Here is a 13,431-nt window from a genome sequence, read left to right as displayed (position 1 = left end):
GACGCTCAGGCTGCAATCACCGTTACGGCATAACCCTTGCCGCTTGCAATCACCTCCAGCAGTCGATCGATATTGGGGTGAGCGCCGGGGCGTGCCTTGGCGTCTTCGGTGTGCTCTGCAAACAGCTGCAGACCCTCTTCGGCGGCGGCGACATTGATGCTGCCATGTTTTGCGTAGAGGGCGTTGTAGACCGTGACAGAGCCGGCCTTGCCAGGCGCATTCGGAATGCTTGCGGCAAGCTTGCCGTCGGAGTCGATCAGCTGTAGCTCGGCGACATGGGCGATGGAGGGAAGTTGCTTGAGGTTGTCGGCAAAGGCCATGGTGTGCTCGCGATGGTCGCTGTGATGGAAGCCGCTATTGTGAGGCAGTCTGATGGCGTGTTCAGCTGCGGGCGCTGTTTTGCTCCAGCACCCGCAGCGCCTGCTGCATCTGCGCAAGCGTTGGCGCATACTCGGGCAGCTCGGCAATTTCATCCATTTCACGCTGCATCAGCTGCTGAGCCTCTGCTGCAAGGTCCTGCCACTGTGCGGCGCTCATGAGGGCCTGCGCCGTCTGCAGCAAATCGGCTTCAGTCTCGTAGGACAGCGAAAGCTTGCGCACCACATTGAGGGCAAATGGCGGGCACAGCAAAATCTGAAACGCCGTGGAGCGCGCGAAGGCCCGATTGCTGTGGCCCTGCTTGCCGTGGCGCAGGGCCAGCCAGCTCAGGCAGGCCGTGCTCAGATAGATCAGCGCGAGTGCGATCAGCTGCAGCAGTTCGGAATGCAGCACCAGCAAGGCAGCGGGGAGACAGAGAAACAGCAGCGCAGCCAGCAGATACAGCGGCAGCGCAAACGCTTTGAAACTGCGGGCATGTGCCTCCACTGCCTTTGAAAATACCGCCTCACCGGGCAGATGAATCCGCGTGGTGCTCCAGCGCTGCCGGTAGACGGGCTGGTGTAGTGCAAGAACAGGCAGCCATAGCAGGCGATTCTGACGCAGCTCGAAGCCCCGGCTGGCCAGCTGTGCCCGCCATCCCGAGCGTAGCGGGCGCAGCAAACCCTCTTCTGGCTTGAGCAGCAAGGCCGCGTCATAAAGATAGAACAGGACAATGGCCAGAACTACCTGCAGCTGCGTGGAGATCGTGAAGTACAAGACGGCTTTCGAGACAAGACAAACCCCGCGATCTTAGCGATGCGCGGGGCGGGGTTACAGGGGGTGAAGCCGCGACCGACCGACTGTCTTATTCTGCGGCTTTCTTGCGGCCAAACAATTTGCCTATGCCTGCGAACAGCGCGACCGCTGCGGCTGCAATGATCTTCCAGCCTGCTGCCAGAAAGCCTGCAATCGCACCCCAAAGGCCTTTCTTTGTGGCCACTGCGGCAGCTCCGCCGAGCACCAGTGCACCCAGGCCGATGGCGGCGACCTTGTCACCGTTCTTGAACTCGGCATAGGTCTGGCCACTGTTGTAGTCGAAGCCGGCGAGTACTTTCTTGAATTCATCGGTGTTCTGGGCCAGTGTGGCGGTGTCGGAGACCAGGGTGGCAGTCATCACGCCGCTGCGGCCCAGAATGCGCGAGGTGTAGTTGACATTCTTCTCGCCCGACTCGCCGCGCAGACGCAGACCCCATTCCAGTCGCTTGGTGGCTGTGTCGTAATGTGGGGGAACCTGCCAGCCATCGGTGTACAGCGCTTCAAGACCCAGCTTCTTGCGCTGTTCGTTGCCGGCCTTGTCACCTGACTGCATGGATTTGAGCAAGTCGTCGGCATCGATTTTTTCGTCGTCCTTCACGTAGCCAGTGTCGTCATACGAAAACACGGCAAACCAGTCCAGCGATTTGGGGGCTATCAGAAAGTGATCGCTGCTGGGTGGGTTGCCAAATGCCTGCAACAGCTTGGATGTGTCGGCCTCGCCGAGAAAGGCATAGCCCGATGGAATCTTGACGCTGGCCTTGTCAGCGATTTCTCCCTTGCCGCTTTCCTGCCAGCGCAGGGCCTTGATTTCAGGCGGCAACTCCTGAGTGGCTTCGGTCTTGGCCCAGACGCCCAGAGAAAGTGACAGGCCGAGAACGGCTGCCGCGATGGACTTGAACATTCAATGAACTCCCGTGTTATGAATTTATTGAGGATTGCTATTGGTAATAGCGAACTTGATTTCACATTCACATTCGAATCATCAGTCGTTGATTCGCACGCGAAGCATAACGTGGCTCAAACTGAGCTGACAAAATTAGCAGGATTGATGGAATAAAGCGTCAGTAATATCGGACAAAAAGCATGTTTTAAAGATTTTTCATGGGGATTGATCATATGCACAGTGCCATATCATTCTTGCAGGGACATGCCAATCTGGGCATGGGCAGCTGGCACCTTGGCCAGGGGCGGCGTAGCCGGGACGAGGAGAAAGCGGCCTTGCTCACCGGATTGCAACTCGGCCTGAGCGTGATCGACACCGCCGAGATGTATGGCGACGGTCTTTCCGAAGAACTGATTGGCGATGTGCTGCGTGACTGGCCGCCAAGTCGGCCCCGGCCTTTTCTGGTCAGCAAGGTGCTACCCATGCATGCCAGCCGCAAGGGAGTGATGCGTGCGTTCGAGGCCAGCGCCCATAAGCTGGGAGTGGGCTGTATCGACCTCTATTTACTCCACTGGCGCGGAAATACGCCGCTGGCCGAGACGGTAGCCGCGTTTGAGGACCTTAAGACGCAGGGCAAGATTCGCCATTGGGGCGTTTCCAATTTCGACATCGACGATATGCAGGAGCTGTGGCAAGTTCCCGGCGGACGCAACTGCGTGGTCAATCAGGTGCTCTACAACGTTTTCAGCCGCGGCATCGAATATGACTTGCTGCCCTGGTGTCAGAAGAACGGCGTGACCGTGATGGCTTATTGCCCGCTAGGACATGGAGAGCTGATTGAGCACAGCCTGCTGGCTGAAATAGGTGATCGCCATGGTGTCGGTGCCAGTGTGGTGGCTCTGGCCTGGGCTCTGCGCAGCGGCAAAGTGCTGGCGATTCCCGAGAGCGGCTCCGAAGACCATGTCCGAGACAACGCCCGTGCACTGCAGCTCAAGCTCGGCCCGGAGGAGCTGGCGCTGATCGATGCTGCTTCGCCTCCGCCGCGCTTCAAGCAGCCGCTGGACATTCTCTGAGCAAGAAGGGCCTGAGGCTTGGGCGAGGCGGTGTCATGAGCGACGGTCCGTGAGATCCTCGCTACCCGTACCAGCACTCAGACCTGAGCCCAGTCCGGCGCCCAGTCCCAGGCCTCCCGCTCCCATGCTTGCACCCTGAGCGCCTGCGCCACTGCGACCGCCCGAACCCTGAGCTTCACCGGCCTTGCGATTCCCTCCGGCGCCCCCGGTACTCGGCCTTGCCGGGCCCTGGGACGGTATCTGGAGATGCGAGGGAATGGGTTCAAGATCCAGGGCGTCGCGGATAAAGCCGCGCAGCGAGGTGACCAGCGCGGCGGTCTCGATAGGTCGACCGGCCACCATATCCTGGGCGGCCCGGGCGGCCAGTTCCACCTGCTCCTCGGTACCCAGCAGGATGATGTCGGACAGAGCGGCTTCCACGGCATCCCGGATACGACGCCGGCGCTCGTTCAGGCTAGCTCCGGCTGGCGGTTGCGGCGGCGTCTCATCGTTTTGCCTGAGCTCGCGCAGATGCAGAGGGCTCACGCTCAGCGTGCCGGTAAACGAGCTGCCCAGCGTTTTGTAGGCGGCGATCAAGGTCTTGAGTCGTTCGTTGATCTGCCGGTTCTCACGCTCGCGTCGTTTTTGCACGGTCTGCATGAACAACAGGCGAATGCCCATCATCAGGCAGGTCACCAGCAACAGGCCCAGCACGGTGGAGAGCAAGGAGGTCCAGGAGCTGAAATCAAGCGAAGAGCGCATGGAGTTCTTTCAAACGGAGTCGTCGGCCATGAAAGCGAGTTTGCACAATTTTTACGCGATCAGGGCGAGAGTGGCATGTTCCGACAGCGCTTGCAGCAAAGCTTGTCAATCAGTCTCGCGTTTTGCCATATGCTAGATAGTTGACATATCACCTAGCTGAGAAAAAGAGACAACGTGGTGGAGCCTGTGACTAGCCGGGGTCTGAACCCCTCATGGATCATCGTCGCTGCGGGCGTCAGTGCCTCGCTGCATGTGGGCAAGCTGCCGCCCGCCGTACCCCTGCTGCAGCAGCAACTGGGCATGTCCTTGGTGCAGGCGGGATTCTTGCTTTCCACCGTCCAGGTGGCGGGCATGGTGCTGGGCCTGGTGGTGGGTCTGGGGGCAGACAAATGGGGGCTGCGTCGCAGCCTGCTGACGGGGCTGATGATGATGGCACTGTCCAGCATGGTGGGTGCTGCGGCCACGGACTTCACCTGGCTGCTGGCGCTGCGTGCTTTGGAAGGTCTGGGCTTTTTGCTGGTTGCCATGCCTGCTCCAGGGCTGATTCGTCGCAGCGTCAAGCCGTCAGAACTGGGGGCGCGCATGGGCTGGTGGGGCTCTTATATGCCCATTGGCAGTGCCATGGGCTTGCTGCTTGGGCCCTGGGTGCTGCAGGCGACCAGTTGGCAGACCTGGTGGCTTGCACTGGGCTGTACCTCCGCCTTGGCGGCCTATGCCGTCTGGCGCATGGTGCCTGCGGATGCTGCTGCAACTGCAGCCGTCGCAGCCACTGCCGATGAGGGATGGCGTCCGCGTCTGGCGCTCACATTGCGCAGCCCCGGCCCCTGGCTGGTGTCACTGGGCTTTATGGTGTATTCGGGTCAGTGGATGGGCATTGTCGGCTTTCTGCCCACGCTTTATTCGGAAGCAGGACTCAGTGCCAAGCTGGCCGGCCTGCTGACGGCCGTGGTCGCCGCCAGCAATATGCTGGGCAATGTGGCTGCAGGCAGGTTGTTGCATCGCGGCTGGAGTCCTGCGCGCTGCCTGCAGACCGGCTATGTGCTGATGGGGCTGACGGCGCTGCTGGCCTATGTGCAGATCGGGGGCGAGCCGCTGGCTCCTCTGTGGCTGCGCTTTGTGGCCGTGGCACTGTTCTCGGCGACGGGCGGCCTGATACCAGCGACCTTGTTCACAACGGCCATGCATCTGGCGCCCAGCCAGGCCACGGTGTCAACCACCGTGGGTTTCATGCAGCAATGGTCTTGCGTGGGGCAGTTCGCAGGTCCGCCGCTGGTGGCGGCCGTGGCCATGCAGATGGGCGGCTGGCAGTTCACCTGGTTGGTGACGGGCAGCATGTGCGTGCTGGGCTGGTTGCTGGCGCTGGGAGTGGGGCGTTGCTGGAGCCGCCTCAGGGCCTGAGACCAGCGAATGATGCTCTGTATTTATGAGCTTTCAGTTCTTGTCGGATAGGTGCGGTAGCCCGATTTGATGCATTGTTTTGAGTTGGCACACAGGACTCAATTGCCAGCTCAAGCATGATTCGAGTCTGAACTGCGGTTACGCTGCAGTCTTGTGGAGGTTCATGATGCAAAAGCGCCAGTTTCTCGCCACCGCAGCTTCGCTGACGGCATTGTCCTCAACGCCCTGGCTCGCGGGCTGTGCCTCGCGTCGTACCAAGACGGCGGTCAAGCCTGCCGAGCTGATCTATTACGGCGGCCCGATTCTCACCATGAATGACGCACGGCCTCAGGTGGAGGCCGTGGCCGTTGGCGCCGGGATGATTACTGCCATTGGCTCGGCTCAGGAGCTGGAGGCCTTGCGCGGTGCTGCCACGCGCATGGTGGACTTGCAGGGGCGCACGCTTATTCCGGGCTTTGTGGACCCGCACAGCCATATCGGCGGCGTCGGCCTGCAGGCCATTTCCGCCAATCTGCTGCCTCCGCCCGACGGCGGCAATGCCTCTATCGCCGACTTGCAGCAGACGCTGCGCGAGTACATCCAGACCTCGCCCGAGGTCAAACAACTGGGCATCGTGCTCGGTTTTGGCTATGACGATTCCCAGCTCCAGGAGCGGCGTCATCCCACACGCGACGACCTCGATGCCGTCTCCCGTGATCTGCCGATTGCCGTGATTCACCAGTCCGGGCACTTCGGTGCACTCAATTCCGCGGCCCTGGCCCGTGCCGGCATCGGTCCTGGCACTCCCAATCCAGAGGGCGGCGTGATCCGCCGCCGTGCCGGCAGCCCGGTGCCCAACGGGGTGCTGGAGGAGAACGCCTTCTTCCACAGCCTGGGCAGGATCATGCCCAAGCTCACGCTGGAGCAATCCATGGACTGGCTGGAAAAAGCCCAGCAGCTCTATCTGGAGTTCGGCTATACCACGGTGCAGGACGGTCGCTCCGATGCAGGAGCCATTGCCTCGGCCATGGCGGCTGCCGAGTCGCGTCGGCTGGTCATCGATGTGGTGTCCTATCCCGACATACTGCAACTGGGCGACGGCGCGCTGGCCAACAAGCTCAAGTTCAGCCGCAGCTATACCAATCGCTTCCGCATTGGCGGTGTCAAGCTCACGCTCGATGGCTCGCCCCAGGGCAAGACCGCCTGGCTGACCGAGCCCTATCTAGTGCCGCCCGATGGCCAGCAGCCCGGCTATCGTGGCTACGGGGTGCTCAGCGATGCCAGGGCCAATGAGCAGGTGGCCAAGGCCATCCACAACGGCTGGCAGATTCTGGTGCATGGCAACGGTGATGCGGCGATCGATCAGTTCATCGCAGCCGTACGCGCCAGCGGTCCCGTGGAGCAGGCGCGTGCCTTACGCCCGGTGCTGATCCACGGACAGACGCTGCGGCGCGACCAGGTGAGCCAGCTCAAGGAGCTGGGCATTTTCCCGTCGCTGTTTCCCATGCATACCTTTTACTGGGGCGATTGGCACCATGACTCGGTGCTGGGCGATCCGCGTGCGCAGAACATCTCGCCAACGGGCTGGGTGCTGGCCGAGGGCATGGTGTTCACCTCTCACCATGATGCGCCTGTGGCCCTGCCGTCGTCGATGCGTGTGCTCGATGCCACCGTCAATCGCACCACGCGCTCGGGCCGTGTGCTGGGGCCAGAGCATCGCGTCTCGCCCTGGGTGGCGCTCAAGGCGCAGACCATCTGGTCGGCCTACCAGCATTTCGAGGAAGACCGCAAGGGTTCCATCGAGGTCGGCAAGCTGGCCGACCTTGCCGTGCTGTCGGGCAACCCGCTGACCGTGGAGCCTCATCAGCTTGCCGGTCTCCAGGTGCTGGAGACCATCAAGGAAGGGCGCACGGTTTACAAGCGCGATGGGGCAAACTTCTGATTTGAGAGCCGCTTGCGATTGACGGGTATGCGTTTGGGTGAATGTCTTTCACGCATCGCGCGAGCCGATAAGGGCACGCAACGCACGCTCCAGTTGCCGGGCGTTCTCATGCACCAGCAGCCATTCGGGCTGCAGTACTTCCGTTGGTGCAGGTGATGCAGGGCTGCTATCCATGGTCGCCAGTGGATCATCGGCTCTGAGTGCGACCACGGTTGGCTGGTTGGCCAGATCCAGACAGGCATGCGTCAGCCAGCGGCAGTAGTCCGCTATTGCCGCTGGCGGTGGCATCCCGGTGTGGGCGGTGGCACGATTCAGACTTTCGGCCAGCAGCAGAGCCGTGGCATAAACCCGTACGGCATGGCGGTCATAGCGGCGGGTGACAAAAGCCAGTCGCTCTGCATTGAGTCGTCCGCGCAGGGACCAGCGGCGCGAGGAATGGGCCTGGCCTACGGCGGCGCGCAGGGCGGCCAGCGATTCATGGGCCAGTGATAGCTGGCCAAGAGCGGTTTCGGCTGCATCGGCTTTTTGCTGCTGGCAGGCCTTGAGAATCAGATCCAGACCGTTGGCAAGCTGCTTGAGAAAGATCGAGGCGGCCCGGCCCATATCCTTGATGGGATTGGAGGTCAGCAGCACCTGGCTGAAGATAAGCCCGACCGCCGCACCGACCGTGACGTCCAGCAGACGGGCTCCGCCCGCCATGCTGGGGCCGAGCACCAGCACCAGAATCACCGAGACACCGGCTTGAATCGGCACCACGGGTGCGGGGCCGATGATGGCGCCGAGCAGGATGGAGAGAAATGCGCCCAGACTCATGCGCAGCAACAGATGCTGCTCTGGCAACTGCCACAGCAGATCGCCGATCACGATGCCCAGTGTGCAGCCGATGAGCAGACTGCGCGCCTGTTTCAGATGGCTGGGCAGTCCAGGGGCGAGGCAGATCACGGCGGTGACCACGGCGAAGGCGGGCTTGGGGTGGCCCCAAAGCTGCTGGGCGATGACCCAGGCCAGCATGCTGGCCAGTGCGGCGGCAATCGCATCACGCAGGGCCAGCCTGGCCCGCGATGGAAAAGTGGTCTTGGCACGGCGCCAGGCCAGCATGAACGGGGTGCTCCAGCGCAATCTCAAACTCCTTGGTGTGGCGGTCGATCAGACTCTGATCCAGGGATGTTAGAGGGCGCCATGAGATTGCCCTGTGGGAAATACGCCACGCCACCCGAAAATGCAGTCCAGCGGATCAGTCTGCCGAGTCGTCGTACTGGGGCGGGGTCCTGCGAAAGCCACTGGTGATGATGGCCAGATAGGCAAGCCCGATGCAGCCCCAGATGAGGCCCGAGCTCAGCGAGCTGGGCTCCACTTCCAGCCACATGGCGCCTACGCTGATGAAGCCCAGCACCGGGGTGACAAGATAGCGCAGCAGGTCGCCCGGGCTGTGCCAGCGGCCCTGGCGCCACATATATTCGGCCAGCACCGACAGATTGACAAAACTGAAAGCCGTCAGCGCGCCGAAGCTGATCAGGGCGACCACATATTCCAGGCTCAGAAAGCCAGCGGTCAGCGCCACTGCGCCCACCAGCAGAATATTGTAGGAAGGCGTGAAGGACTTGGGGCTGATGTGGCCGAAGAAGCGCTGGTGGATCACGCCATCGCGGCCCATGACATACATCAGTCGCGATACACCAGCGTGAGCCGCGATGCCCGAGGCCATGACGGTGACGATGGCAAAGGACAGCACCACTGACTTGAACAGCGCGCCGCCCACCAGATAGAGGATCTCGGGCTGGGTTTCGTCCACGGCCTCGAAGTACTGACCGGGGTCGCCCGGGAAATAGAGCTGCAGAAAATACGTGGCCACGATGAAGATCAGGCCGGAAATAAGCGCCGTCAGAAAAATGGCCTTGGGCAGGGTGTTTCGGGTGTCGTGAGTTTCTTCGGCCAGTGAGCTCAGCGAGTCGAACCCCGTGAACGAAAAGCAAAGAACGGTGGCTCCCGTAATCAGCGCACCGATCTCGGCCTGGGCGCTCCACAAGGGCGACAGTGTCCACAGGCCCAAGCCGCTATGCTCGGCAATCGCACCCAGGGCATTGCGGCCCGCATGCAGATCGCGCCAGACCATGCAGGTGAAGACGGCGATGACGAGCAACTGGAAGAAGACGATCAAGCCATTGAAATGGGCGACGAAGCGGATGCCGCGCAGGTTCACGCAAACCATCAGCGCGGTCAGGCCGACGATCCAGACCCAGTGGTTGACCTCGGGGAACATGGATGTCAGGTAGATCTTGGCCAGAAGGATATTGACCATGGGCGAGAGCAGATAGTCCAGCAACGAGGACCAGCCCACCATGAAGCCCACATTGGGGTGAATGGCCTTTTGCGCATAGGTATAAGCCGAGCCCGAGGAGGGGTAGCGGCGGATCATGTGGCCGTAACTCAGCGAGGTCAGCAGCACGGCCAGCAAGGCAACAAAGTAGGAGGTGGGCACATGCTGCAGCGAATCGCGCGAGACCATGCCGAAAGTGTCCAGCAATGTCATCGGCTGGATATAGGCCAGGCCGATGATGACCACATGCCATAGCAGCAGAGTCTTTTGCAGGCCGGCAGAAGCAGGGGGCGAGGCAGCCTGGGCTGGGTGATCGGTCAGTGCAGTCATCTTCTACAAGAACAAGAGAGCCGACGCAAAACTTGCACTGGCCTGCTCGTGGCAATGCACCGCAGAGATGAGTCCCAGCTTGGTTGCCACTGTGTTATCAATGGTTTGGGCACACCCCGAAGCAGGGCGCCGTTCTTGGGTTTCGCTGAACCTCGGGTCGGGCAACAGCGAAAAGCCGGCATTATCGGCTTTTGTTACTGCCGAGGTTGCTTATGATGAAAATCGCATTAAGTTCAAGGCGGTATCGGCACAGCTTGCTATGACTAGAAGAGCATACACCTGCTCAGCCTCAACTCCCTTGCAGTAGAGACTGAATGCATTGCCACTCGGCTTCGGTCACTGGGGTAATGGAGAGACGATTGCCTTTTTGCAGCACGCGCATCTGCGCCAGTTGAGGTTGCTCGCGTAGCTCTGGCATCAGCAGGGGGCGGATCTTTTTCAAGGCCTGCACATCCAGCATAAGCCAGCGCGGTTTGTCGTTCTGGGACTTGGGGTCGTAATAGGGGTCTGCTGGGTCGAACTGTGAAGGGTCCACACGCAGATTGCCGGCAATGCGGGCAATGCCGTAAATCCCAGGTTCGGCGCAACTGGAATGCCAGTACAGCACGCCGTCACCCGCCTGCATATCGTCACGCATGAAATTGCGTGCCTGGTAATTGCGTACGCCATTCCAGGCAATGGTCTGCTGGGGGGACGCCAGAGCATGGTCGATGGAGTACTCGTCGGGCTCGTTCTTCATGAGCCAGTAACGATGGGCTTGGAGGCTGCTGTCGTTCATAGGTGCATTGTCGGCGAGGAGGTTGCTGTCTCAGTCATCACGATCTCGCTGCCAGGGACCGCGATCCTGCTGCCAATTGCGCACCAGATCGCTATTGCGTTGCAGCAGATTTCGGGTGTCCAGCCAGCGGCCCGGAATGTCCAGCTCGGCTTCTTCCACAACCCGCATACAGTCCTGAATATGGCGCTCGCCCAGATAGCGCAGAGTCGCGTAGCCTATGGATGCAGCTGCGAGCTGGCCCAGTAGCGGCACATATCTGGCGGCCTGCTTGGTGCTCATGCGCAAACCCATGGCTTTGCCGAGGCGCAGCACCATGTCGCGGGTGATGAACTTGCCGATCAGCACGGAGCCAACCATGGCGATGGCTTTCTGGACTTGCTCGCGCTTTCCTGGCGTGAGTTGGTCGAGTTGCTCTGGCGTCAATCCGAACTCCTGGTTGATGCGTGGATAGAGCTGTGCGAGCAGGGCTGCATCTGCAGCCCAGTCCAGACCGGGTATAGGAATGGCACTGGCGGCAGCGCTGACGAGTGCCCGTCTTCTCAGTAGTTTGCGGGCCCTTTCAGCGGCTTGGGCAATGTCTTTGCGCTCCGCTCTGGTCGCACTAAGGTTTCTGAAGCTCGGGTCTTTTTTCCACATATTCGATAAGGAGATGACGGAAATAGAAAAAGGGGCTTGTCGGCCCCTTTTGGTCGGAATTCAGATTCAGTTGGCCTTACCGCGCACCATGCCATAAATAAACAAAAGAATCACGGCCCCAATGACCGATGCGATCCAGCCTGCGGTTTGCCCGGGCTGGTACCAGCCCATGGCCGAGCCCAGATAGGTTGCTACAAACGAGCCGACGATACCGAGAAGAATCGTCATGATCCAGCCCATGCTGTCATTGCCGGGCTTGATGGCCCGCGCAATCAAACCGACGATAAGACCGACGATGATGGTTCCGATGATGGACATATTTTGTTCCCTGTTGGTGCTTTGACGAAAGTGACTCTACGCGGCCCGGCAGGTCGACTCTGTCGGACGATTCTGAATGTCGGCGCGAGCGTGGTTCTTGCATGAAAACATGCGGCGGCATGGGCTACATCAGAGCTCAAGGAAAAAACCAAAACGCCTGCAGAAAGCAGGCGTTTTGGTCGAGCTCTGATTCAAAATCAAGGCTGCAACGGACCCAGGGCGCTATATGCAGCAGCCGTGGTTGCCGAAGCGTCAGCACCTTCGACGCGGCGGGCGCCGTCAAAGCGGCGAGCCCAGTAGGAGGTCTGCATGCTTTCCACACGTACGCTGGCACCGGTGCGCGGTGCGTGGATGAATTTGCCATCACCCACGTAGATACCCACATGGCTGAATGTGCGGCGCATGGTGTTGAAGAACACCAGATCACCGGGCTTGAGGTCGCTGCGGTCAATTTGCTGAGTGGCATTGGCCTGTTCGGCAGAGACGCGAGGCAGAACCTTGCCCATGGTCTGGGAGTAGATGGCCCGCACAAAACCGCTGCAGTCGAAGCCGGTTTCTGCATTGGTGCCGCCCAGGCGATAGGGAACCCCAAGGAAGCCCATGGCCGTCACCACCAGATCGGAGGTTTTTTCGGCCACGTTCTGACGTGCTTCGCGCACGAAATCAGTCGTCTTCTCGGCCACGGAGTGTCGAGCTTCACGCAACTGGGTGATGAGGCCGCGGTTGACCAGCAACTGGGCCATGTCGTCGTCACGCTGCTCGCTAGGCGCTGCGTGCGCTGAGGTAACGCCGACAAATAGAAGTGCAATAAGCCATCGGGACATGGGGCGTGAGGGTAACACGTTCATTTGTAGGATGGGGGCTCTATTTCCAATTTTTTCTCTTGGTTTTTGATGCAGTACAGCAAGTGAGCTGCAGGCATAAGCTTATTGCCTGAGCTGCTCTCAAATTTGCAGCGTATTGCAGTAAGTGATTTCCCCATTCTGGTGAATGCGGGTCGGGAATGCACCAATTCATGGTATTGACATGCGAGAGGCGTTGCATTGACGGACTTTCTACCCCGGCATGCGCTTGCAGCGACAATAGCGCCATCGATTGCAGCCGATGCGACACGCTTCCTCAGCGCGCCGTGCGTCTGTCCTGCGCGAGCGCTGCGCTTTTTAGCAGTGGCTTGACACGGTTTTAAGAAAGATTTGCCATGTTGTTAGAAGCTTCCGAGTCGCAACTGGTTCTGGTGGACTACCAGGACAAGCTGATGCCCGTCATTCACGAAGGCGCGCAAGCGCTGGCCAATGCCGTCAAGCTGGCCAAGATGGCGCAGCTGCTGGATGTGCCTGTCTGGGGAACTGAGCAGAACCCCTCGCGCCTTGGCGCCAATAATGCGGAACTGAAGGCGCTGTGCCAGAAGACGCTGGAGAAAATGTATTTCAGCGCCGTGCCGGAGGGGCTGGGTGAATGGCTGCGTCCTCCTGCCAAGCCGCAGGGCGGCAATGCGCGCAGCCTGCCCAAGCATCTGCAAAAGCCCCAGCAGCAGGCGCCCGAGCGCAATATGGTGGTGATTGCCGGCTGCGAAACCCATGTCTGTCTGTTGCAGACGGCGCTGGAGCTGCTGGAAGACGAGTTCGATGTGTGGGTGGTGACGGATGCTTGCGGTTCGCGCACCGAGCGTAACCGCGATGCAGCGTTTGACCGTTTGGCGGGCGCCGGCGCCGAACTGGTGACCACCGAGATGGTGATGTTCGAGTGGCTGCGCACCTGCGAAGACCCTGCCTTCAAGGAGATGCTGGCTCTGGTCAAGTAATCGCTTGCAGCTATTCAGGAAATAAGCGCCTTCTGGGCGCTTTTTCTTTTGGCTGCGCGCTG

At 60.4% G+C, this 13,431-nt stretch carries 14 protein-coding genes; 4 read left to right on the top strand and 10 right to left on the bottom strand.

Annotation, left to right across the window (positions count from 1 at the left end):
* Window positions 1–5: 5 nt before the first annotated feature.
* The 3 genes from FSY45_RS00250 to FSY45_RS00240 all read right to left on the bottom strand — a co-directional run bounded on the left by FSY45_RS00250 (window position 6) and on the right by FSY45_RS00240 (window position 2,074).
* Window positions 6–320: a DUF2322 family protein gene (locus tag FSY45_RS00250; protein WP_004340880.1), complete on the bottom strand. Its 315-nt coding sequence runs from the start codon at window positions 318–320 to the stop codon at window positions 6–8.
* Window positions 321–381: 61 nt separating this feature from the next.
* Window positions 382–1,134 carry a hypothetical protein gene (locus FSY45_RS00245; protein WP_004340882.1) on the bottom strand — a complete coding sequence of 251 codons (753 nt, stop codon included), beginning with the start codon at window positions 1,132–1,134 and terminating at the stop codon, window positions 382–384.
* A gap of 88 nt (window positions 1,135–1,222) precedes the next feature.
* On the bottom strand, window positions 1,223–2,074 hold the full coding sequence (locus FSY45_RS00240; RefSeq protein WP_004340885.1) for a DUF2167 domain-containing protein: 852 nt from the start codon (window positions 2,072–2,074) through the stop codon (window positions 1,223–1,225).
* A 200-nt stretch (window positions 2,075–2,274) separates the two neighbouring features.
* Between FSY45_RS00240 and FSY45_RS00235 the strand changes: the two genes are divergently transcribed.
* Window positions 2,275–3,129, top strand: coding sequence for an aldo/keto reductase (locus FSY45_RS00235; protein WP_004340887.1), 855 nt, complete (start codon window positions 2,275–2,277; stop codon window positions 3,127–3,129).
* A gap of 33 nt (window positions 3,130–3,162) precedes the next feature.
* Here FSY45_RS00235 and FSY45_RS00230 read toward each other — a convergent pair whose 3' ends face one another.
* Window positions 3,163–3,870: a hypothetical protein gene (locus tag FSY45_RS00230; RefSeq protein WP_046462435.1), complete on the bottom strand. Its 708-nt coding sequence runs from the start codon at window positions 3,868–3,870 to the stop codon at window positions 3,163–3,165.
* A 177-nt stretch (window positions 3,871–4,047) separates the two neighbouring features.
* On the opposite strand from FSY45_RS00230, the gene FSY45_RS00225 reads away from it, so the two are divergent.
* On the top strand, window positions 4,048–5,268 hold the full coding sequence (locus tag FSY45_RS00225) for a CynX/NimT family MFS transporter (protein ID WP_046462499.1): 1,221 nt from the start codon (window positions 4,048–4,050) through the stop codon (window positions 5,266–5,268).
* Between the two features lie 166 nt (window positions 5,269–5,434).
* Window positions 5,435–7,189, top strand: coding sequence for an amidohydrolase (locus tag FSY45_RS00220; RefSeq protein WP_046462498.1), 1,755 nt, complete (start codon window positions 5,435–5,437; stop codon window positions 7,187–7,189).
* A 48-nt stretch (window positions 7,190–7,237) separates the two neighbouring features.
* On the opposite strand, the gene FSY45_RS00215 is transcribed toward FSY45_RS00220, so the two are convergent.
* The 6 genes from FSY45_RS00215 to FSY45_RS00190 form a co-directional block, all read right to left on the bottom strand.
* Complete coding sequence (locus FSY45_RS00215) at window positions 7,238–8,308, bottom strand: aromatic acid exporter family protein (protein ID WP_004340894.1); 1,071 nt, start codon at window positions 8,306–8,308, stop codon at window positions 7,238–7,240.
* Between the two features lie 115 nt (window positions 8,309–8,423).
* Window positions 8,424–9,836 (bottom strand): APC family permease, encoded by a 1,413-nt coding sequence (locus tag FSY45_RS00210; protein WP_046462434.1) that lies wholly within the window; start codon window positions 9,834–9,836, stop codon window positions 8,424–8,426.
* 289 nt (window positions 9,837–10,125) lie between these two features.
* Window positions 10,126–10,614 (bottom strand): EVE domain-containing protein, encoded by a 489-nt coding sequence (locus FSY45_RS00205; RefSeq protein WP_046462433.1) that lies wholly within the window; start codon window positions 10,612–10,614, stop codon window positions 10,126–10,128.
* A 30-nt stretch (window positions 10,615–10,644) separates the two neighbouring features.
* Window positions 10,645–11,037: a hypothetical protein gene (locus tag FSY45_RS28475; protein ID WP_004340899.1), complete on the bottom strand. Its 393-nt coding sequence runs from the start codon at window positions 11,035–11,037 to the stop codon at window positions 10,645–10,647.
* Between the two features lie 279 nt (window positions 11,038–11,316).
* Window positions 11,317–11,568 (bottom strand): GlsB/YeaQ/YmgE family stress response membrane protein, encoded by a 252-nt coding sequence (locus FSY45_RS00195; RefSeq protein WP_003079200.1) that lies wholly within the window; start codon window positions 11,566–11,568, stop codon window positions 11,317–11,319.
* A 197-nt stretch (window positions 11,569–11,765) separates the two neighbouring features.
* Window positions 11,766–12,392 (bottom strand): C40 family peptidase, encoded by a 627-nt coding sequence (locus tag FSY45_RS00190; protein WP_034349623.1) that lies wholly within the window; start codon window positions 12,390–12,392, stop codon window positions 11,766–11,768.
* Window positions 12,393–12,766: 374 nt separating this feature from the next.
* Between FSY45_RS00190 and FSY45_RS00185 the strand changes: the two genes are divergently transcribed.
* A complete protein-coding gene (locus FSY45_RS00185; RefSeq protein WP_004340903.1) occupies window positions 12,767–13,369 on the top strand; it encodes an isochorismatase family protein in 603 nt (200 codons plus the stop codon).
* Window positions 13,370–13,431: the final 62 nt, after the last annotated feature.

This window comes from Comamonas sp. Z1 (assembly GCF_008121555.1).
In the GTDB taxonomy this organism is placed as follows: domain Bacteria; phylum Pseudomonadota; class Gammaproteobacteria; order Burkholderiales; family Burkholderiaceae_C; genus Comamonas; species Comamonas thiooxydans.
The sequence above is the reverse complement of the archived record's forward strand: the minus strand, read 5'-3'. Positions and strand labels throughout refer to the sequence as shown.